The following is a 20,262-nucleotide window of genomic DNA, read 5'->3' on the forward strand; positions in this document are numbered from 1 at the left end:
CTTCCGTATGCAAGGGCCGGGGGCCTGAGTACTGGTACTCAGGCCCCCGGTTCAGTCGTCGGTCACAGCTTCCGAAGGGTCTGTTCCAGGGTGTCCGCGTAGATACGGGCACCGGCGATCTTGGGGTGAAGGGTCTGCATGGACGGCTTCGGGCCGTCGTTGTCCGCCTTCTCCCGCCCGTTCTCCACGAGGGCGTTGATGGTCTCCGGACTGCCGCAGGCGGCCTTGCCGTCGAAGTTGGCCCGCGGGTCGGCGAAGGCGGCCCACGTTCCGCCGTCCTGCTCGGCGGCGCCCTTCATCTCGGTCGCGAGAGTGTCGGCCACGGTCCGGACCCAGTCGTTCTCGACGGTCTCGTAGGCGCCGGGGAAACAGCCGTGGTCCTTCTCCACCAGGCGCGGGTAGCCCATGAGGACGACCTTCGCGTTCGGGGCCTGGGCGTGGATGGCGTTCAGCGTCAGGGCGATCTGCGGCCGCACGGAGTCGTGCAGCCACTTCGGCGCCCAGTCCTTGAGGGCGCCGGTGGAGCCACCCGTCTTCTCACCGGTCGCGGGGTCGACGTTCTCCATTTCCGAGTAGGGACAGGTGGTCGTCGACGGCACGGGAAGGTCGATGCACTTGCCCATGACGTCGCTGAAGCGGGCGTCGTTGCCGCCGATGCTGAGCGTCACCAGGGTGGTGTTCTCGTCCAGGTAGCCGGTCTCGAGCTGCGGCAGCTCGCCGGACAGGGGCTGGTTGAGCACGTTGTAGGTGCGGGCTCCGGAGCAGGCCACGAAGTGGTAGTCCATCTTCGGGTCAAGGCTGTCGGCCATGGCCCCGATGGAGCTGGAGTAGCCGGGAAGAGTCGCCTGCCTCGACCACGCCAGCTTGGAGCGGTGGCACTTGTCGACTTCCTTGTCGTTCTGCTTGTCCGGGTGGTCGGTCTCCGGGTACAGGTCGGAACCGTTCGCCCCGGTGACCGCCTCGCCGGAGGAGTAGGAGTCACCCATCGCGACGACGAAGTTGGCCGGCTTGGCCGCGAGCGGCTGGAAGGCGACCGCGCCCCAGGCGATGTCCTCGTCGGCGGTTCCGTCCTTGGTCGCGTTGGACAGCTCGACCCGCGGGGTGCCGGTGAAGTGGAACACGCCCAGGCTGGCCCAGCCGCCGGCCCGCTGGAGCACGACCCGCTTGTGGCTCTGGCTGTCCGTGCCCAGCACGTCGTACGTGGCCTGACGGGTCTGCGCGCCGGTGTCGGGAAGGTGCACGAGAACGCGTGCCCAGTTCAGGCTCTGGCCGAGGGTCCAGGTCCCGTCGACGGTCATGTAGCCGGCGGAGCCACCGAAGTGGTCGGCGTCGCGGGTGCGGGTGTACCAGAAGTGGCCGCCGTAGCCGCCGCCCACCGAGTGCAGGTCGGCCTTGGCCTCGTAACGGCCCTCCGTGCCGGGGTTGAAGGCGAACTGGAAGCTTCCCGCGGACGAGATCGTCGCGCAGTCGCTCTGATCGCTCCAGGACGGCGTTCCGTTCGGTACGGAGGCGACGACCTTGGAACCGGCCGGAGCGCCGGAGCACACCGGCGTGCCGTTCTGCAGACGGTTACCGCGCCCCGGTTCCTGCACCAGGGACTGGTACTTGATGTTCTCGTGGCCGCAGGTGGCGCCGCAGTCGCTCTTCCAGGTCACATTGGGCTGGTTCCACCAGTACTGCGCGTAGCACTCGGCGTCCGGGCACTTCGGCGGCGTGTCGGGGTCGCAGTTGTTCTTGGAGTTGCAGAACGCGTCGAGCGACGGCGTGACGTGCACCCGGTTGTACCGCGCGCTGCCCTCGTACAGGTAGGGCTGGTCCGTTCCGTTCCAGTAGGCGGGACGGAAGCCGGCCGAGGAGAAGCCCGACTCACCCGGCCAGTCCTGACGGCCGGAGGTGGAGTAGGAGTAGCCGGAGTCGATGGACCAGGCGGCCCAGCCCATCACCTTGACCTCGTAAGGCCAGTCCTGGGGATGAGCCGCGTCCTTGACGGCGTACGGGTCCACGTCGGTGTTCATGAACGGGTGGCCCCAGCCCTTGGCGTAGATCGGGTTGGCGGGGTTGTTGTACCAGCCCAGGCCCCAGTGCCCCGCGTGCTTCCCGGCCTCCGACGGAGGGTTGAAGCCGAGGTTGTAGTTCCAGACGGCGGTGAACCAGTTCTCCACGTAGGAGGGGTCGTCGTTGTTGACGGTGATCTTCTGGCCGTCCTTGTGGACCTCGTTCCACTTGTCGGCGAGGATCTTCAGCGAGGCGGCGATGTTCGTCGCGTAGTCGACCGCGATGAGCTTCTGCAGGGCCGGCGACAGGCTGGTCTCGTGCGGTTTCGCGTGACCGGCCAGCCGCATGCCGTCGGTCACCTGGCCGACGCCGTAGCCGCAGTCCGACTTGTCCCAGTTGATCTGCCAGTAGGCGGCCGGGTCGTTGGGGTCGGCCTTGTGGCCGTAGTAGCCGTCGACGGCGGCCAGCGGGTTGCCCATCTGACCGGGGATCGAACCGCCCTCGGCCTGCCACAGGTTCGACTCCTGGGCCATGATCCCGAGGAGCACGTTGACCGGGATCCGGCCGCCTCCCGTCAGCTTGGGCAGCGGGAACAGGGCCTGCGGGTCGATGGTGCCGAGACCGGCCTGGCCGCGGTATCCGCCCTGGCGGATGTAGCTCGCGCTCAGATCACCGCGCACCGCCATGTCGGCGGCCCACTCGACCTGGTTCGGCGTCGGCTGCAACGCCTGCGCCTTCATGTCGTTGCGGGACACGGCGCACCAGCGGTCGTCGTCCGTCGGGGAGCTCGCGGTCAGCCCGGCTTTCGGGGAGGCGCCCCGCGACCGGTGGGTACCGGCGGCCGTGGCCAGGGCCGGGGAGGGATCGTTCCCCGAGCCGTTGACGGCGTCGTGCCGCACGCTCTGGGTCAGTTTCGTCCCGGTGGTGGTGGCGGTGCTGGTGACCGTCAGCGCCTTGTCGCCCTCGTCGGCCGGCGTCGCCGTCCGCGAGGCGGGTTCCCCGGACCTCGTGAAGCCCTTGCCCGCGCCCTTGATGTGGGTCAGGCCGGCGCGGACACCGGGCGTGAGCACGGGCTCGACGGCGAGCCTGCCCTGCGAGGACACATCGGTGCCGGCCGGGGCGTTCAGGTGGGTGACGCCGGTTCCCGCGGTGGCGGGAGAGCCCTTGGGGCGGCCGGTGAGGAAGACCCGGCCGGCGTCGCCCGGCATGAGGTCGAGGTCGCCGAGTCTGCCCGAGGCGATGTTCTTCGGCTTGCCGCGTCCGGTGAACAGCTTGGCGTGCGCCGTGGACTCGCCCTCTCGGTCGACGAAGGCGATCCCGCCGTCGGCGGCGGGCCGGATGTCGAACGGAGCACTGTCCGTGTCCGCGAGGTTCTTCACCTTGCCGGAGCGGTCGAGGTGGACCAGCCGGCTGCCGAGCGCGGCGACCGTGCCGTCCTTCACCGGAACGGCGCTCGTGATCTCCCCGCGCGCCGCCGCCGTGCCCGTCGTCCTCCCGGACACGTTCACGGTGATCACACGGGTGCGCGTGCTCGCGGCGTCGTTCATGTCCCGGAAGCCGGTGAACGCGGCCTGGTGCGTGGCCGTGTTGCAGGACGGATCGAAGTAGGCCAGCGACGCGGTGAAGGGCAGCTTGGTCACCTTGCCGGACGTCAGATCGACGACGGCGGCGAACGCGCCCCCCTGCATCAGGTCGGGCTTGTTGGTGAAACCGCGCGGCGCGTAGACGACGGCCGCGTGCGAGCGGTCCATCAGGCACTGGTTGCCGATCCACGAATCCGCCGGCATGCCCGGCTCCGACAGCAGCGCGACGGTCTTCCACGCGTAGGCCTTGGAACTGTCGGCGACGAGGATCCGCAGACCGTCCGCGTCAGCGGCGGCGGTGACCGCACGGTCGGGACTCTTCTGCCAGCCCCCGCCGAGCTTCTCGCCCGGGTTCCGTACCCCGCCGGAGGGAGCGGGCGCCGCGGTGGCGGGACGGGCGGAGGGGTGGGATGCCGGAGTGGCGCCGGCGGGCGCCGCCTGGAGCATGCCGCCGGTCACAGCGGCGCAGGCCACGAGGGCCACCAGGGGCGCGCGAGTTCGTCTCTTGGAACGCAAAGGAGCTTTCCCCGTATTTCATTGAGTTGTTTCCGTGCCTTTCCGGGCACGGCGAAACGCCCCTCCGCCCTGGGCGGGACAGCCCTGTGGGACGGACGGGAGCGGGAATTCAGCGATCCGGGACTCCACGCGTGCGACGCGTGAAGTCCCGGTGCACCGTTCGGGCAGCGCCCGCTAGTTGCAGTTCGTGCTGTCCGTGACGTTGTTGATGATGTAGGTGCTCGAGCTGGAGCTGGTCTTCATCAGCGACGTGACCGTGCCGCAGCCGCCGTGGTTGCGGTAGACGGGGCCCGCGTACTCGGAGTACGTGCCCGCGTCGCTGGCGCAGCCCTCCGCCGTGTAGTTCGAGCAGAGCTTGATCTTCATCCACTTCGCGCCCGACGTGTTGTTGTCGAGGATGGCGCAGGTGGGAGCGTCGTTGCTCGCGGGGTTGCTGCCTTTGACGTAGACGAAGAGAGTCGCCTTGCGCGACGCGTCGGGCAGCATGTCCGCCTTGTAGAGCTTGTATCCCGTACCGCAGACGGTCGCGCCCGCGGCGGCGGCCGCGGGCTGCGTGGCCGCGATCGCCTTCGTGTGCTTGTCGGCCTTGACCGAGATGGCGGGCACCGGCTGGTCGGCGGCGGCGACCTGCGGAGCGGCCGTGCCGAGGAGGCCGAAGCCGGCCGCGGCCGTGGCGAGCGCGGTCCTCGCCGAGACACGGATTCGAATAGACATGCGTTCCCCCATGGAATGCATTTGAGCTGCATTTGAGCAGCCGTCGTAAAAGCAGGCCGACGGCTTGAATGTGGTCCCGGGGAGCTAATCAGATCTGCTTTGCGACTGTCGAACAGTAATTCGGAAGCAAAGTGGAGATTTGAATTCCGCTATGACTCTGGGCTGCGGAGCTTCTTCGCATGAGGGGGTGAACCGGGCATCGTTCGGTGGCTTGTTCACTCATGGTTTCGGGCCCTGAGCGGAGTGAGTAGTTCTTGTCACATCGCCGAACGCACGACGGCCCCCGCCCATCGGATGGGCGGGGGCCGTGATGTTCCGGAGCGGTTACTCGGCCGCCTGGGCCAGGGCCGCCTCCGCGTCGAGGGTCACGCCGACGGCCTGGACCACGGAAGCGATCTTGAACGCCTCCTGGACCACGTCGCGCTCGACGCCGGCCTTGCGCAGCACCTGCTCGTGCGAGTCGAGGCACATGCCGCAGCCGTTGATCGCGGAGACCGCGAAGGACCACAGCTCGAAGTCGACCTTCTCCACGCCCGGGTTGCCGATGACGTTCATCCGCAGGCCGGCGCGCAGGGTGCCGTACTCGTGGTCGGACAGCAGGTGCCGGGTGCGGTAGAAGACGTTGTTCATCGCCATCACCGCGGCGGCGGCCTTGGCGGCCGTGTACGCCTCCGGCGACAGGTTCGCCTTCGCCTCCGGCTCCAGCTCACGCAGCACGATCGGGGAACGGGAGGCGATGGCGGTCGCCAGCACCGTGCCCCACAGCTGCTGGGCCGGCAGGTCGGAGTTGCCGATGACCGAGCCCAGGTTGAGCTTCAGGTCCTTGGCGTAGTCCGGGACGCGGGACTTCAGCGAGTCGAGCGACATGGGTCACTCACCGGCCAGCAGCGCGACCGGGTCGAGCGTCTCGTCGCCCTTGCTCCAGTTGCAGGGGCACAGCTCGTCCGTCTGCAGGGCGTCGAGGACCCGCAGGACCTCCTTGGGGTTACGGCCGACGGAGCCGGCGGTCACCATGGTGAACTGGATCTCGTTGTTCTGGTCGACGATGAAGACGGCGCGCTTGGCGAAGCCGTCCTCGCCCTCGATGCCCAGCTCGCGCATCAGCTCGTGCTTGGAGTCGGCCATCATCGGGAAGGGCAGGTCACGCAGGTCGTCGTGGTCCTTGCGCCAGGCGTGGTGGACGAACTCGGAGTCACCGGAGAAGCCGAGGATCTGGGCGTCGCGGTCGGCGAACTCGTCGTTCAGCTTGCCGAACGCGGCGATCTCGGTCGGGCACACGAAGGTGAAGTCCTTGGGCCAGGCGAAAACGATCTTCCACTTGCCCTCGTAGGTCTTGTGGTTGATCGTGTCGAACTCCGCGCCCTTCTCCAGCGAGACGCAGGCGGTCAGTTCGAACTCGGGGAACTTGTCACCGACAGTGAGCACACGCTCTCCTTGCAGCGAGGCAGCGCCCGGATCGCGGGCACTACCCATGGGTTGGACTTTGCCGATGTTGGCACAGGGTGCATTGATACGAGAAATAGCTACACTCGGTCGTGTTGATCGGAGGTATCTATCAGTGACCGTCAGTAGCGCGAGCGGCAAGCGGCGCCAGCCCAGCCTGTCCCAGCTCCGTGCCTTCGCGGCCGTGGCCGAGCATCTGCACTTCCGGGACGCGGCCGCCGCCATCGGGATGAGCCAGCCCGCCCTGTCCGGCGCGGTCTCGGCGCTGGAGGAGATCCTGGGCGTGACCCTCCTCGAGCGTACGACCCGCAAGGTACTGCTCTCGCCCGCGGGCGAGCGGCTGGCGGTACGGGCGAAGGCGGTGCTGGACGAGGTCGGGGCGCTGCTGGAGGAGGCCGAGGCGGTCCGGGCGCCGTTCACCGGGGTGCTGCGGCTCGGGGTGATCCCGACCGTCGCGCCGTATCTGCTGCCCACCGTGCTGGGCCTGGTCCACGAGCGCTACCCGCACCTCGACCTGCAGGTGCACGAGGAGCAGACCGCCAGCCTCGTCGAGGGCCTGCAGTCCGGCCGCCTGGACCTGCTGTTGCTGGCCGTCCCGCTCGGGGTCCCCGGCGTGACCGAAATCCCGCTCTTCGACGAGGACTTCGCGCTCGTCACCCCGCCCGACCACCGGCTCGGCGGCCGCGAGGGAATCCCGCGCGAGGCGCTGCGGGAACTCAAGCTGCTGCTGCTGGACGAGGGCCACTGCCTGCGCGACCAGGCCCTGGACATCTGCCGCGAGGCCGGGCGGGAGGACGCGCCGGTCACCACCACGGCCGCCGGGCTGTCCACACTGGTGCAGCTCGTCGCGGGCGGCCTCGGCTGCACCCTGCTGCCGCGCACCGCCCTGAAGGTCGAGACGACCCGCGGCAGCCGGCTCCTCACCGGCTACTTCGCCGACCCCGCCCCCAGCCGCCGGATCGCCTTCGCCATGCGCGCGGGCGCCGCCAGGGGAGCGGAGTACCAGGAACTGGCGGCGGCCCTGCGCGAGGAGCTGCGGCCCCTGCCCGTGCGGGTGCTGGACGCCTGACCGCCCTACCGGGGCGCGCCCCCGGCGCCCCGCACGGGTCGCCGGGGGCCTACTCGGTGCGCAGCCCGTCCGGCCGCATCAGCCTCAGCAGCGGGGGCAGGCTGAGCAGCGTCACCGCGAGCACCACCGCCGCGCCGACGCCGGTCATGGCCAGCACGCTCGCCCAGTCGACCGTCACCGGGGTCGCCGTCATCTTCAGCAGCACCGCGCCGAGGGTCAGGCCGACCACCGAGGACAGCAGCAGTCCGAGGGCGATCGGGACCGCCGTCTGCCACAGCACCGACAGGCCCAGCGTGCGGCGCCGGGTGCCGAAGGCGACCAGCGAGGACAGCAGCTTGCGCCGCTCGCGAAGCTGCTCCAGCTGCGAGACCAGCAGGCTCGCGCCGATCAGCGCCAGCACGCAGACCGCGCCGACGAACAGACCGGTGCGCAGCGAGGTGTACTTCGTGGACTCCTCGGTCGCCGTCCAGGTGAACACGTCCGCGGCCGGATCCACCCGGGCGGCCGTGTTGCGCACGTGCTCCGGCGCGTCCGGCACCGACTCGTCGGTGCGGACGTAGACATGGCCGCGCAGCGAGGGCCGCGCCTTCGCCGGCAGCGCGGACGGCGTGACCAGCAGGCCGTTGGCGGCGCTCTGCAGCGAGTCGTCGCGGTAGGGCACCTGCCGGAGGCCGGCCGGCAGCTTCCAGGGCACCTGAAGGCTGGGCGAGTCCGAGTAGCCCGGGTCGAGGTAGAGCTGCCGGCCTGGCCGTACGACGGTTCCTATGGAGTCGTTGTAGGCGGAGTCGTAGTGCGGGTTGCGCAGCCGGAACACGTCGCCGTCCCGGCAGGAGGACAGCCGGGCCACCTCCCGGAGGGCGGCGCAGTCACCGACCGTGAGGTCGATCAGGTTGTCCGGGTCCCGGCGCTTGTCAGCGGCCGACGCGGTGGACAGCACCACCGACACCCGCACCCCCTCGGTCCGCCGGAACGCCTCGCCCACGGCGGCGGCGTCACCGCGGTCCGGCAGCGTGACCTCCATCGACGCCCGGCCGGGGTCCCGGCCGGTGTCCTTGGTGTACTGGCTCTCCACGCCCGCGAACAGCATCTGCAGCGCGATCGCGCCGGCCACCGCCACCGCGATGCCGTTGACCATGCGGGCCGCCGAGCCGCTGCTCAACTGCAGTCGCCGCACCGCCAGTTGCCAGGAGACCGGGCCGGAGCCGAGCCGGGCGACGACCCGCTCCACGATCCACGGCAGCAGCGCGGTCACGCCGACCAGCAGCAGCAGGACACCACCGGTCACCAGGTACTGGTTGAAGCCGCCGTTGTCCCGGCCCTTGCCGATCATCGGGTACAGCAGCGCGAGGCCCGCCAGCGGCAGCAGCAGCCGCCACCACAGGCGGCGCCGGGCCGGCCTGGCCGTCCGCACCACGCCGAGCGGCTCCACGACCACCCCGCGCATCGCGAGCAGCGTCACCAGGACCGCGGACGCCGGCACCGCCACCGCGACCAGTGCGACGAGCGCGGGGGAGGGGTCGAGGTAGTCGGGGAACACGCTCTCACCCAGCACCTGCACCGACCCCGCGATCTGACGGCCGATCAGGAAGAAGACCGTACCGACGGCCAGTCCGAGCAGGGCCCCGGCCAGCGCCTCGCCCGCCGCGATCCGCCGGGTCATCCCGCTGTCGGAGCCCACCAGCCGCAGCGCGGCCAGCCGGCGGTCGCGCCGCTCACCGCCGAAGCGCACGGCCGCGGCGATGAACACGGCGACCGGCATCAGCAGCACCACGAACACGACCAGCACCATCAGCAGCAGTACCGGGTCGGTCTTCTCGGTGGTCGGGTGCGGATCGCCGAAGTGGACCAGCCGGTCCACCCGTACGCCGCCGCTCGCATCGGGGTCCAGGCCCTTGGCGCCCGCGTAGTACGCCAGCTCCTGCGAGCCGATCAGCCCGCTCTCGCCGATCGTCCCGACGATCCGGTAGGGCAGCCGCTCGCGCAGCAGCCGGGCGCCGTCCGAGGCGAGCAGCTCCCGCAGCGCGGGGGAGACGACCATCTCGCCCTTGGCGGGGAAGCGCCCGAGGCCCGGCGGCAACGGCGCCCGCGCGCCCTCGGGTTCGAGGAGCCGGCCCCGGACGTCCTTCGAGTGCCACTGGGTGTCGGTCGCGGCGACCAGCACGGTGTTGTCGGCCTTGGGGCGTGTGGTGCTGGAGAACGTGTAGTCGTAGCGGGCCTCCTCGACCCGGTGGCGGGCGGTGAACACGTTCGGCAGCGCGGTGGTCAGCAGCAGCAGGGCGACGCCCAGCCCGACGCCGACCGCCGTCAGCGTCATCCGGACCCAGCCCTCGCGCCCGCCGGTGAGGGCGAACCGGGCGCCCATGGTGAGATCCCTCGTCCTCCCCCACGCTCGGTTCCGCTCGCGCGGGAGAGCCCCCCTGCGCGGCTTCATACGGCCCGCTCCATGTCCCGGGATTTGCCGTCGCGCACGACGATCTCGCGGTCCGAGTACGCGGCCACCCGGGCCTCGTGCGTGACCAGTACGACGGCCGCGTTGGTGGAGCGGGCCGCGTCGGTGAGCAGCTCCATCACGCGCTCTCCGTTGAGCGAGTCCAGCGCGCCGGTCGGCTCGTCGGCGAACAGCACCCGGGGCCCGGTGACCAGCGCCCGCGCCACCGCGACCCGCTGCCCCTGACCGCCGGAGACCTCGCCGGGCCGCTTGCCCCGGAGGTCGTCCACCTCGAGCCGCTCCATCCAGCCCAGCGCGGCCCGTTCGGCTTCCTTGCGGGAGGTGCCGTTCAGCCGCAGCGGAAGCGCCACGTTCTCCACACAGGTCAGCTCCGGCACCAACTGCCCGAACTGGAAGACGAATCCGAAGTCGCTGCGCCGCAGCGCACTGCGCTCGACGTCGCTCATGGTGGCGAGTTCCCGCCCGGCGTACGTGATCGAGCCCGAGTCGGGCGGCACGATCCCGGCGAGGCAGTGCAGCAGCGTGGACTTGCCGGAGCCGGAGGGGCCCATCACCGCGACGACCTCGCCGGGGTGGATGGAGAACGCGGCGCCGTCCAGGGCGAGCGTCGGGCCGTAGGCCTTGCGCACGTCCTCGGCGGCGAGCAGGGAGCCGGGGGGAGGGGTCACCGGGCCACCTCCGCACGGAGCTTGTCCAGCCGGGCGGCGGTCAGTTCCAGCCAGCGCAGATCGGCCTCCAGGTGGAACAGGGCGTGGTCGCAGATGAGCTGGTCCGCGAGGTCGCCCCTGCGCTTGCGGTCGGTGAGGATGCGCATGCTGCGCAGGTGCTCGGCGCGCTGGGTGTCCAGGATGTCCGACGCGTCGCGGTGGGTCAGCAGCGCGAGGACGACCTTGGTGTAGAGGGTCGACTGGAGGTACTCCTCCGGCTTCTCCGGGGTCGCGAGCCACTGCTCGACGTCGGTGACGCCTGCGTCGGTGATGGCGTACCGCTTGCGCTCGGGGCCGCCGCCCGACTCGATCCCGTCGACTTCCACGAGCCCGTTCCTCAGCAGCCGGGACATCGTCGAGTAGACCTGGCCGTAGTGCAGCGGCCGGTCGTGACCGAACTTCTCGTCAAAGGCCCGCTTCAGGTCGTAGCCGTGTCGGGGGCCGGACTCCAGGAGCCCTAGGAGGGTGTGACCGATGGACATGCGAGCACTCTACACACGGTGTATACGCCGGGTGTATACGCGGAGTGTTCAGTGTCTGGCGCGCGGTGGCGCGGCGCAGGTGGGAGCCGGTTGTCCTGATTCGGTAACGACAGCGGGCCCGCCTCCGTGTACACGGGGACGGGCCGGTCGGGGCGCGGCTGCTCTCAGGCCGTCGGCGGCCCGGCGGCCGGACCCCCGGGCGGACGCCCGCGGCGGGGCAGCGGACCGGTGTCACGAGGCAGCCGCCCCGCCTCCGACAGTGCCTTGCGCAGCAGGAACTCGATCTGCGCGTTGGCCGACCGCAGTTCGTCCCCGGCCCAGCGCGCGAGGGCGTCGTAGACCGACGGGTCCAGCCTCAGCAGCACCTGCTTGCGCTGCTGAGGCCGTCGCCTGGGCGTCTCCTCCGACGGATCCGTCACTGGTAGAGGGTCCCGGTGTTGAGTACGGGCTGCGGGGCCCGGTCCCCGCACAGCACCACCATCAGGTTGGACACCATCGCCGCCTTCCGCTCCTCGTCCAGCTCCACGATGTCCTGCTCCGCGATCCTGGCGAGCGCCGCCTCCACCATGCCGACCGCGCCGTCCACGATCTGCCGCCGGGCCGCGACGACCGCGCCGGCCTGCTGGCGCTGGAGCATCGCCGAGGCGATCTCGGGAGCGTACGCGAGATGCGTGAAGCGCGACTCGACGACCCGCACTCCGGCCGCCTCCACCCGCGCCTGCAGTTCGACGGCCAGCTTCTCGGTGATCTCCTCGGCGTTGCCGCGCAGCGAGAGGCCGTCCTCCTCGTGGGCGTCGTAGGGGTACTCGATGGCGATGTGCCGTACGGCCGTCTCGGTCTGGGTGGCGACGAACTCGGCGTAGTCGTCCACCTCGAACGTGGCCTGAGCGGTGTCCTGAACCTTCCAGACCACGACCGAGGCCAGCTCGATCGGGTTGCCGTAGGCGTCGTTGACCTTCAGTACGGCGGTCTCGTGGTTGCGTACGCGGGTGGAGATGCGGGTGCGCGAGGTGAAGGGGTTCACCCAGCGCAGGCCGTCCTGCCGGATCGTGCCCCGGTAGCGGCCGAAGAGCTGGACCACACGGGCCTCGCCGGGCGCGACCGTGTTCAGGCCGCGCATCGCGATCACGGCGGCGAGGAAGACGAGCACACCACAGACGATGAGCCCGCCCTTGGCGCCACTCGCGGTCACCGCCGAGGCGGTGGCGAACAGGGCCACGGCCGCGGCGAGCCCCAGCAGGCCGAGGAGCAGGGCGAGACCGCCGCCGATGCTGTGGGCCTGGAACTCGCGCACGCGCGGCGCGGGCATCTCGGGTATGTCGGCGGCCGCGGACGTGTCGTGTGCGGACGTGTCGTGTGCGGACATGGAGGGTCCCCCGTTCTCGAAGGCGTCCGGCATCCTCGGACGCCTAGCTTCCTTCTAGCTAAGTGATATCACTTTACGTCTCGGGGCAACCCAACGCCAGTGATAACCGTCGGTTCCCTTGGGGCGGGTGCTGATTCTCACGTCCGTAAAAGAGCGGATCGGGCGCCCTTTGTCATATAGACGGGTGTTAGCTTTCGGAGCTGACCACTGAGACGGAAGCGGGAGCGTAGGACTCATGGGACGAGCGGAAGAGAGACGAGCGCGACAGCGTGGTGGTCGCCGCGCGGCGCCCAAGCGCCACCGCTCGCAGTCCACGGCCGAATCCGCGGCGGCGGCGCCCGGGGGCAAGCCCGCCAAGGGCCGAATACGCAGGCTGTTCACCTGGAAGAAGATCCTCGGCACGTTCTTCGGACTGTGCCTGCTGTCGATCGGCGCCTTCTTCGCGCTGTACATGGCGGTCGACGTGCCCGCCGGCAACATCGCCGCCCAGCGGCAGAGCAACGTCTACAAGTACAGCGACGGCAGCATCCTGGCCCGCGACGGCAAGGTCAACCGCGAGATCGTGGACCTGGACAAGGTGCCCAAGGAGGTCCAGCGGACCTTCGTGGCGGCCGAGAACAAGTCCTTCTACACCGACCCCGGAGTGGACCTCAAGGGCACCGCCCGGGGCCTGGTCAACACCCTGGCGGGGCGGGGCAAGCAGGGCGGCTCGACGATCACCCAGCAGTACGTCAAGAACTTCTACCTGAACCAGGACCAGACCGTCTCGCGGAAGCTGAAGGAACTGGTCATCTCGCTCAAGGTGGAGCGCGAGAAGTCCAAGGACGACATCCTCGCCGGCTACATCAACACCTCCTACTACGGCCGCGGCGCCTACGGCATCCAGGCCGCCGCCCAGGCCTACTACCGCGTCGACGCCCAGGACCTCAGCGTGCAGCAGGGCGCGTACCTCGCCGCCCTGCTGCAGGCGCCCAGCCAGTACGACTGGGCGGCGGCGACCCCCACCGGCAAGCGGATGGTCAAGGCGCGCTGGAACTACGTCCTGAACAACATGGTCGAGGAGAACTGGCTGCCCAAGGCCAAGCGCGACGGCTTGACGTTCCCGGTGCCGAAGGAACCCAAGGGCGCCCCGGGTATGGAGGGCCAGAAGGGCTACCTGGTCCGGCTCGCCAATGACCAGCTGGCCCGGCAGCTGATGGACGACGAGGGCCTGTCCAGGTCCGACGCGGCGGCCAAGGTCGAGACTCAGGGCTGGACCATCACCCTGAACGTCAACCGCAAGAAGCAGGCCGCGCTGGAGAAGGCGGTCAAGCAGCGGCTGACCAGCAAGCTGGAACCGAAGAAGCGCAAGGTCGACGACGACGTCCAGGCCGGCGCCGTGTCGGTGGATCCGAAGACCGGCAAGATCGTCGCGATGTACGGCGGCGTCAACTACTTCGACCACTTCTTCAGCAACGCCACCCGCCGGGACTACCAGCCCGCGTCCACGTTCAAGCCGATCATCCTCGCCGCAGCGCTGGAGCAGAACGCCACCACGCAGGAGGGCAAGCCGATCGGCGCGAGCACGGTCTACGACGGCACCAGCCGCCGCCAGGCCGTCGACCACGGCGCCAGGGTCGGCTTCGCACCGCCGAACGAGGACAACCACAGCTACGGGCCGATCACCGTCCAGCAGGCGATGAACCAGTCCGTCAACTCCGTCTTCGCGCAGATGGGCGTCGACGTGGGCATGGACAAGGTCATGCGCACCGCCAAGCGGCTCGGCATGGACACCGAGGGCATGCAGGCGGTACCCGCGCAGACGCTGGGCTCCATGGGCGCCAGCCCGCTGGAGATGGCCGGCATCTACGCCACCTTCGACAACCACGGCCGTGAAGTGACGCCCAGCATCGTCAAGTCGGCCGAGAAGAAGGGCCGCTCGGTCGAGATGCCCGACCCCGTCGGCGACCAGGTGATCAGCCGCACGGTCGCCGACAGCGTGACCTCGGTGCTCACCGGTGTGGTCGACGACGGCACCGCCCGCACGTCCGTGGCGGGCAACCCGCTGCGGAACGGCCAGCAGGTGGCGGGCAAGACGGGTACCTCCGACTGCAACCGCTCGGCCTGGTTCACCGGCTACACCCCGGACCTTGTCACCTCCGTCGGCCTTTTCGGCCAGGCGGCCAAGGACGGCGGCACCGGCTGCGACGGCAGGCCGGTCAAGAAGAACGACCACGTCTCGCTCAGCGGCGCGATGGGCGGCGGCCGGGTCAACGGCGGCGGCCCGCCGGCGGAGATCTGGGCGGCCTACACCTTCGGTGTCACCGAGAAGTCCGAGTTCGACCTGGACACCACCCAGGGCGCGGCCGTCGAGCCGACGGACACCCCGACGGTCAGCGAGTCCCCGTCCGAGACCCCGTCGAGCTCACCGAGCAGCGAACCGCCGGTGTCCGAGTCGCCGTCGCAGACACCGTCCCAGACCCCGTCGCAGACGCCGAGCCAGTCGCCCTCCCAGTCGCCGTCCCAGAGCCCGTCCAGCGAGCCGCCGACGGGCCCCGTCACGGAGGATCCGCTCGACCCGGCTGGCGACGTCGGCCAGTAGCCAGTATCCAGCCTGCGCACGGCAAGAGGGGCGCCCGGAATACTCCGGGCGCCCCTCTTGCCGTGTTCGACCTTGCCGTGTTCGACGTCAGGCGGTGACGTCGGCGTTGATGTGCCCGCAGGTCGACCACATGATCCCGCCGGTCGCGGTGCCCTTCCACTCACCCAGACAGGACCTGATCGCCAGCGGCTGCCCCTCGCGGAAGTTGAGGTTCACCTCCCGGGTCGAGCCCGCGCCGTCGTGGTTCCAGTAGTAGTAGAACGAGCTCCCGACGTTGACGACACCGATGGCGGAGTGGCCGTCCGCACAGGTGTCGCTGACAGAGATGTCGTCGCCGTAGGACGCGAAGCCGATCGCCCCGCCGGACTCGCAGTTAGAGTCGTCAGCAGGGTACGAGTACGCGACGTAGACGTCATGTCCCGCCGCGTTTGCCGGAGCCGCGGACAGACCCGCCATCGCGGCGACGCCGAGCGCTGTCAGCAGGCTCCGCTTGATGATCTTGCGCATGGGTGATACCCCGTTTCACGCTGAAATCGCGTTCGTAATCGAATGCGTGGTCGATCCGGAGCTTAGGCTCGGCCGGAAGGGAAGCGCACCCCATTTCGGCGATCAAGGAATGTGACCTCCGCCGTGCCCGCACGGGCCGGGCGTCCGCGGGCCGGACGCCCCCAAACCCCGTGCGCTCACCCCTTGTTCAGCTCGAACCAGACCACCTTGCCGGTGCTCAGCCGGGTCGCGCCCCAGCGCCGGGCCAGCTTGTTGACCAGGTACAGCCCGCGGCCGCCCTCGTCCGTGGCCCGCGCCTGGCACAGCCGCGGCAACTGGGGCACGTCGTCGCCGACCTCGCAGCGCAGCACGTCCGTGCGCAGCAGACGCAGCGTCACCGGACGGGAGGCGTAGCGCACGGCGTTCGTGACCACCTCGCTGACCAGCAGCTCCACCGAGTCCGTCAGCTCCTCCAGATCCCATCGGGCCAGCGCGCGCCGGGCCAGCCGGCGGGCCTGGCCGGGCGCCGCGTCCTCCGGCTCCAGCGTCCAGTACGCCACATCGCTCGGTGCGATCCCGTCGAAACGGGCCGCGAGCAGGGCGATGTCGTCGTCCCGGTCACCCGGGCCGAGCATGTCCAGCACCTCGTCGCACAGCGCCTCGAGCGGCGGCGGATGGTCCGGACCGGTCAGCCGCGCGGTCGCGGCGAGCTTCTCGCGCAACTGCTCTATGCCGGTCCACACGTCCCGCAGCCGGGACTCCACCAGCCCGTCGGTGTACAGCAGTAGCGTGGCCCCGGCCGGCGCGTCCAGCTCGACCGCCTCGAAGTCCACCCCGCCCACGCCGATAGGCGCGCCCGAAGGCACCCGCAGCACCTCCGCCCGGCCGCCCAGATGCAGCAGCACGGGCGGCGGATGACCCGCGTTGGCGATCGTGATGCGATGCGTCACCGGGTCGTACACGGCGTACAGGCAGGTCGCCATGCGGTCGGTGCCCAGCCGCTGCGCCTGTTCGTCCAGATGGTGCAGCACCTCCTGCGGAGGCAGGTCGAGACCGGCCAGCGTCTGCGCCGTCGTACGCAGCTGACCCATGATCGCCGCCGAGGTCATGGAGTGCCCCATGACATCCCCGACCACCAGCGCCACCCGGCTGCCGGGCAGCGGGATCGCGTCGTACCAGTCGCCGCCCACCCGCGCCGTCTCCGCCGCCGGAAGGTAGCGCGACGCCAGCCGCACCCCGGTCGGCCGGGGCAGCGTCTCCGGCAGCATGGTGCGCTGAAGTTCGTCGGCGATGTACGCCTCCCGGCCGTACAGCACCGCCTTGTCGATGCCGAGCGCGCTGTGCGTGGCCAGCTGCGCCGCCACCAGCAGATCGTCCGCCTCGAACGCCGGCCGCTCCGGGCGCCGCAGGAACAGCGCGGCACCGATCACCCGGCGCCGGCCGCGCAGCGGCGCGAGGATCGCGTGCCGCCCGCCCGGTACGGCCACCTCCCCGCCCTCGCCGAGCAGCTCGGGCAGCGCGGCCCGGGCCGCGGGGGCGTCGGCGAACACCGGGCGCACCCCGCGCAGCACCTCGTTCAGGGCACCGCCCGGACGCACCTCGCACAGCTCGGTGGTCAGCGACGACAGCTCGGAGAGGGCCGAGGCCTCCGGTTCCGGCTCGGGGAACGGCGGCAGCGCCAGGCCCTCCGTGTCCCGCTCGTCCGGAATCCGGTCCGTGCGGCGCAGCCGCAGCACCACAGGCCCGGTCGGGCGCTCGTCACCCACCGGCAGCGGGTCGCGCAGATAGACCAGGATCGCGTCGGAGAACGTCGGCACGGTGGCCCGGCACAGCCCCATCACGATCTCGTCCAGATCGAGGCCGCGCGCGATCCGCCGGGTCGCCGCGCCCACGAACCTGAGCCGGTCCCCGTCGCGCCGCATCGGCATCGGCCGCCCCGGCGGCAGCCCCCGCCCGGTACGGCGGTCCTGGCCGCCGGGCCCCCGCTCCTGCTCGGCGCCCGGCTGCGGCGGAATGGCCTCCGGCGCGGGACGCGGGCGTCCCGTGTCCGTCGGCGCGGTGGCGGGCTGGGAGTGCTCGGGGCCGTTGACTGGGGGCTCCTTCCCCTTGTTCCCCTGGCCGCGGGGCGTGGTCGCCCCCGGTGCGGAGGGCGGTCCGTCGGCCCGGGCCTGTGCCGGTAAGGCGGGGCTGCCGAGCTGCTCCGGGGTACGCAGGAGCGCCCCGCGGGACTCCGCGGGGTCGGCGCCCGACTGCGGGCGGTCGTAGAACGTGGGGTGCTCCGTCACGCGCGTCGAATCCATCCGTCCGGGGCTGCGCGCCGGGCGCGCACATGGTCCCGCCGAAAGTCCGATACCCGGAATACGTGCCCCAGGAACGGAATTCCCGCGTGGTCAGAGGTCGTGCCTGTGCCGCCGGTGAACCCTGCCGGGCCCGCCGGGGTGTTGCCCTCGTACCCCTCGCTCACTCCTGCCGCCCCTCGGTGACGTCTGGTCAGGCCCGGTTCGCACCCCGGGAGTTGCCTTGCGGATTCTTGCGGAGGACGATCCTACGGTTGTGGGCCGGGGGCGCATCAAGGGTCTCATGAGGACACGTGCGCGGGCGTACGGTCCCAGTCCTCGGGGAGTGACGGTACCGCCCAGGACGGATCCGGGCGCCAGTGCTGCCAGCCGTCGGAGAACGGCGGGCCCCAGGCGTCGATCACCTCCACCGCGGCCCGGCCGGCCGCCCGCACCCGCTCGGCGGTCCCCTCGTCCATCAGCCCGTCCCGCTGAGCCTGCGTGAACTCGTCCTCGTCCCGCCAGTGCCAACTGCGGTCCGGGTGGACGGAGATGTCCAGGAAGTGGTCCTCGGAGTCGACTCCGCCCGCCCAACGGGTCAGCGGCTGCTCGAGATTGACGTACCAGTTCTTGAACCGCCAGCCCGGATCCCAGAACAGCCACACCGACCAGGGCTCGGCGGGCCGGGCCAGCTTCAGCACACCCGTGCCGAACCACCGGTCCCGCTGCACCGAACGCGGCCTGGTGTAGCGGGTCTCCAGCGGCTCCACGTGCACCGGCGTACCGTCGGCGAGCACCGGCTTCACACACTCGGTACCGGGCGCCATCCACACGGCGAGCAGTTCCGCGTCGTCCCGGACGACGGTGACGGGCCGTGCGATGTGGAAGCGCGCGCCGGCGTTCTCCCGGTACCGCCACAGGATCTGGCTCCCGGGGGTCCAGTAGGTCGCAGGCCCCGCCGACACTCGTCTCACCGCTCCGTCGTCCGCCATGAACAGATATTAGGTGCCGTACACATTCGACGCTGCGATACGCGTCACGGTCCTACGCGGCGGGGCCGGTTGTCACGGCCGTGTCATCCGCAGGACATCCAGCGCCTCGTCGAGCTGCTCCAGGGTGAGGTCGCCACGCTCCACATAGCCGCCCTCCAGCACGACCTCGCGGATGGTCCTGCGCTCGGCCAGCGACCTCTTCGCGACCTTCGCGGCCTCCTCGTAGCCGATGTACTTGTTCAGCGGCGTCACCACCGAAGGCGAGGACTCGGCGTACTCGCGGGCGCGTTCGCGGTCGGCGGTGACGCCGTCCACGGTCCGGTCGGCCAGCAGCCGGGAGACGTTCGCGAGCAGCCGGACCGACTCCAGCACGTTCTTGGCGATGACCGGGAGCATCACGTTCAGCTCGAAGTTCCCGGCGGCGCCGGCGGTGGCGATGGTCGCGTCGTTGCCGATCACCTGGGCGGCGACCATGAGCACGGCCTCGGGGATGACCGGGTTGACCTTGCCCGGCATGATCGAGGAGCCCGGCTGCAGATCGGGCAGCCGGATCTCGGCCAGCCCGGTGCGCGGCCCGGACGCCATCCAGCGCAGATCGTTCGCGATCTTCGTCAGCCCCACCGCGATGGTCCGGAGCTGTCCGCTGGTCTCCACGACCGCGTCCCGGGCGCCCTGCGCCTCGAAGTGGTCGCGGGCCTCGGTGAGCGGCAGCCCGGTGGCCCGCGCGACCTCCTCGATCACCGCGGCGGAGAACCCGGGCGGCGTGTTGATCCCGGTGCCGACCGCCGTCCCGCCCAGCGGCAGTTCCGCCAGCCGGGGCAGCGAGGCCCGCAGTCGCTCCACGCCGTACCGGACCTGGGCCGCGTACCCGCCGAACTCCTGCCCCAGGGTCACCGGCGTCGCGTCCATCAGATGCGTTCGCCCGGCCTTGACGACGTCCGCGAACTCCTCGGACTTGCGCCCGAGAGCGGCGGCGAGGTGTTCCAGGGCCGGGATCAGGTCGTGGGTGACGGCGGCGGTGGCGGCGATGTGCAGGGACGAGGGGAAGACGTCGTTCGAGGACTGCGAGGCGTTGACGTGGTCGTTGGGGTGCACGTCCCGGCCGAGCCGCTCACCGGCCAGGGTGGCGATGACCTCGTTGGTGTTCATGTTGGACGAGGTCCCGGACCCGGTCTGGAACACGTCCACCGGGAAGTGCTCGTCCCACTTCCCCTCGGCGACCTCCCCGGCCGCGTCCTGGATCGCCGCCGCGACATCCTTGTCCAGCACGCCCAGCTCGGCGTTCACCTTCGCCGCGGCGCCCTTGATCCGCGCCAGCGCCTCGATGTGCGCCCGCTCGATCCGCTGCCCGGACACCGGGAAGTTCTCGACGGCACGCTGCGTCTGCGCCCGCCACTTGGCATGGGCGGGCACCCGGACCTCGCCCATGGAGTCGTGCTCGATGCGGTAGTTGCTCATGCCCTTGTCAGCGATCGGGGCGCGGTGGTTGTTCCGGACCGTGGGCCCATTGGCACCACCGGCGTCACCGGGTCGGGGGACCGGGCTCCCGGCCACCGGGCGGGACATCACGGATAAATGTAACTATCAGCCCAAGGTGGTGGGC

Annotated in this window: 15 protein-coding genes; 2 read left to right on the forward strand and 13 right to left on the reverse strand. The window is 70.6% G+C overall.

Annotated features, from left to right (window positions below; genetic code table 11):
• Window positions 1-62: 62 nt before the first annotated feature.
• The 4 genes from ACFVVO_RS02835 to ACFVVO_RS02850 form a co-directional block, all read right to left on the reverse strand.
• The gene (locus tag ACFVVO_RS02835; protein WP_390051173.1) at window positions 63-4,052 is read right to left on the reverse strand and encodes an SGNH/GDSL hydrolase family protein; all 3,990 of its coding nucleotides are present in this window, start codon (window positions 4,050-4,052) and stop codon (window positions 63-65) included.
• Between the two features lie 216 nt (window positions 4,053-4,268).
• Complete coding sequence (locus ACFVVO_RS02840; RefSeq protein ID WP_390051174.1) at window positions 4,269-4,808, reverse strand: hypothetical protein; 540 nt, start codon at window positions 4,806-4,808, stop codon at window positions 4,269-4,271.
• A gap of 324 nt (window positions 4,809-5,132) precedes the next feature.
• Window positions 5,133-5,675 carry an alkyl hydroperoxide reductase gene (locus ACFVVO_RS02845; RefSeq protein WP_390051175.1) on the reverse strand — a complete coding sequence of 181 codons (543 nt, stop codon included), beginning with the start codon at window positions 5,673-5,675 and terminating at the stop codon, window positions 5,133-5,135.
• A gap of 3 nt (window positions 5,676-5,678) precedes the next feature.
• Window positions 5,679-6,233 (reverse strand): peroxiredoxin, encoded by a 555-nt coding sequence (locus ACFVVO_RS02850; RefSeq protein ID WP_390051176.1) that lies wholly within the window; start codon window positions 6,231-6,233, stop codon window positions 5,679-5,681.
• Window positions 6,234-6,366: 133 nt separating this feature from the next.
• Here ACFVVO_RS02850 and ACFVVO_RS02855 point away from each other — a divergent pair, with 133 nt between their 5' ends.
• The gene (locus tag ACFVVO_RS02855; RefSeq protein WP_390051177.1) at window positions 6,367-7,320 is read left to right on the forward strand and encodes a LysR substrate-binding domain-containing protein; all 954 of its coding nucleotides are present in this window, start codon (window positions 6,367-6,369) and stop codon (window positions 7,318-7,320) included.
• 49 nt (window positions 7,321-7,369) lie between these two features.
• On the opposite strand, the gene ACFVVO_RS02860 is transcribed toward ACFVVO_RS02855, so the two are convergent.
• From ACFVVO_RS02860 to ACFVVO_RS02880, 5 genes are all read right to left on the reverse strand, one after another.
• Window positions 7,370-9,682, reverse strand: a complete 2,313-nt coding sequence (locus tag ACFVVO_RS02860) for an ABC transporter permease (RefSeq protein WP_390051178.1) — start codon at window positions 9,680-9,682, stop codon at window positions 7,370-7,372.
• A gap of 65 nt (window positions 9,683-9,747) precedes the next feature.
• Window positions 9,748-10,437: an ABC transporter ATP-binding protein gene (locus ACFVVO_RS02865; protein ID WP_390051179.1), complete on the reverse strand. Its 690-nt coding sequence runs from the start codon at window positions 10,435-10,437 to the stop codon at window positions 9,748-9,750.
• Window positions 10,434-10,958, reverse strand: coding sequence for a PadR family transcriptional regulator (locus tag ACFVVO_RS02870; RefSeq protein WP_390051180.1), 525 nt, complete (start codon window positions 10,956-10,958; stop codon window positions 10,434-10,436). The genes ACFVVO_RS02865 and ACFVVO_RS02870 overlap by 4 nt, the downstream gene beginning before the upstream one ends.
• 164 nt (window positions 10,959-11,122) lie before the next feature.
• On the reverse strand, window positions 11,123-11,377 hold the full coding sequence (locus ACFVVO_RS02875) for a hypothetical protein (protein ID WP_390051181.1): 255 nt from the start codon (window positions 11,375-11,377) through the stop codon (window positions 11,123-11,125).
• Window positions 11,374-12,324 carry an SPFH domain-containing protein gene (locus tag ACFVVO_RS02880; protein ID WP_390051182.1) on the reverse strand — a complete coding sequence of 317 codons (951 nt, stop codon included), beginning with the start codon at window positions 12,322-12,324 and terminating at the stop codon, window positions 11,374-11,376. The genes ACFVVO_RS02875 and ACFVVO_RS02880 overlap by 4 nt, the downstream gene beginning before the upstream one ends.
• 235 nt (window positions 12,325-12,559) lie before the next feature.
• Here ACFVVO_RS02880 and ACFVVO_RS02885 point away from each other — a divergent pair, with 235 nt between their 5' ends.
• Window positions 12,560-14,905 (forward strand): transglycosylase domain-containing protein, encoded by a 2,346-nt coding sequence (locus ACFVVO_RS02885; RefSeq protein ID WP_390051183.1) that lies wholly within the window; start codon window positions 12,560-12,562, stop codon window positions 14,903-14,905.
• An 87-nt stretch (window positions 14,906-14,992) separates the two neighbouring features.
• On the opposite strand, the gene ACFVVO_RS02890 is transcribed toward ACFVVO_RS02885, so the two are convergent.
• The 4 genes from ACFVVO_RS02890 to ACFVVO_RS02905 form a co-directional block, all read right to left on the reverse strand.
• Complete coding sequence (locus ACFVVO_RS02890) at window positions 14,993-15,412, reverse strand: hypothetical protein (protein WP_390051184.1); 420 nt, start codon at window positions 15,410-15,412, stop codon at window positions 14,993-14,995.
• Window positions 15,413-15,588: 176 nt separating this feature from the next.
• The gene (locus tag ACFVVO_RS02895; RefSeq protein WP_390051185.1) at window positions 15,589-17,676 is read right to left on the reverse strand and encodes a SpoIIE family protein phosphatase; all 2,088 of its coding nucleotides are present in this window, start codon (window positions 17,674-17,676) and stop codon (window positions 15,589-15,591) included.
• A gap of 293 nt (window positions 17,677-17,969) precedes the next feature.
• Complete coding sequence (locus tag ACFVVO_RS02900) at window positions 17,970-18,659, reverse strand: DUF402 domain-containing protein (protein ID WP_390051186.1); 690 nt, start codon at window positions 18,657-18,659, stop codon at window positions 17,970-17,972.
• A gap of 72 nt (window positions 18,660-18,731) precedes the next feature.
• The gene (locus tag ACFVVO_RS02905) at window positions 18,732-20,117 is read right to left on the reverse strand and encodes a class II fumarate hydratase (protein WP_390051187.1); all 1,386 of its coding nucleotides are present in this window, start codon (window positions 20,115-20,117) and stop codon (window positions 18,732-18,734) included.
• Window positions 20,118-20,262: the final 145 nt, after the last annotated feature.

Source organism: Streptomyces sp. NPDC058145, assembly GCF_042884245.1.
Taxonomy (GTDB): Bacteria; Actinomycetota; Actinomycetes; order Streptomycetales; family Streptomycetaceae; genus Streptomyces.

What these genes read in the sequence shown, in the direction of transcription:
- ACFVVO_RS02885 (WP_390051183.1), top strand. Translation starts at nt 12,560, where the DNA reads ATGGGACGAGCGGAAGAGAGACGAGCGCGACAGCGTGGTGGTCGCCGC.
- ACFVVO_RS02870 (WP_390051180.1), bottom strand. Translation starts at nt 10,958, where the DNA reads ATGTCCATCGGTCACACCCTCCTAGGGCTCCTGGAGTCCGGCCCCCGA.
- ACFVVO_RS02900 (WP_390051186.1), bottom strand. Translation starts at nt 18,659, where the DNA reads ATGGCGGACGACGGAGCGGTGAGACGAGTGTCGGCGGGGCCTGCGACC.
- ACFVVO_RS02845 (WP_390051175.1), bottom strand. Translation starts at nt 5,675, where the DNA reads ATGTCGCTCGACTCGCTGAAGTCCCGCGTCCCGGACTACGCCAAGGAC.
- ACFVVO_RS02890 (WP_390051184.1), bottom strand. Translation starts at nt 15,412, where the DNA reads ATGCGCAAGATCATCAAGCGGAGCCTGCTGACAGCGCTCGGCGTCGCC.
- ACFVVO_RS02880 (WP_390051182.1), bottom strand. Translation starts at nt 12,324, where the DNA reads ATGTCCGCACACGACACGTCCGCACACGACACGTCCGCGGCCGCCGAC.
- ACFVVO_RS02905 (WP_390051187.1), bottom strand. Translation starts at nt 20,117, where the DNA reads ATGAGCAACTACCGCATCGAGCACGACTCCATGGGCGAGGTCCGGGTG.
- ACFVVO_RS02860 (WP_390051178.1), bottom strand. Translation starts at nt 9,682, where the DNA reads ATGGGCGCCCGGTTCGCCCTCACCGGCGGGCGCGAGGGCTGGGTCCGG.
- ACFVVO_RS02840 (WP_390051174.1), bottom strand. Translation starts at nt 4,808, where the DNA reads ATGTCTATTCGAATCCGTGTCTCGGCGAGGACCGCGCTCGCCACGGCC.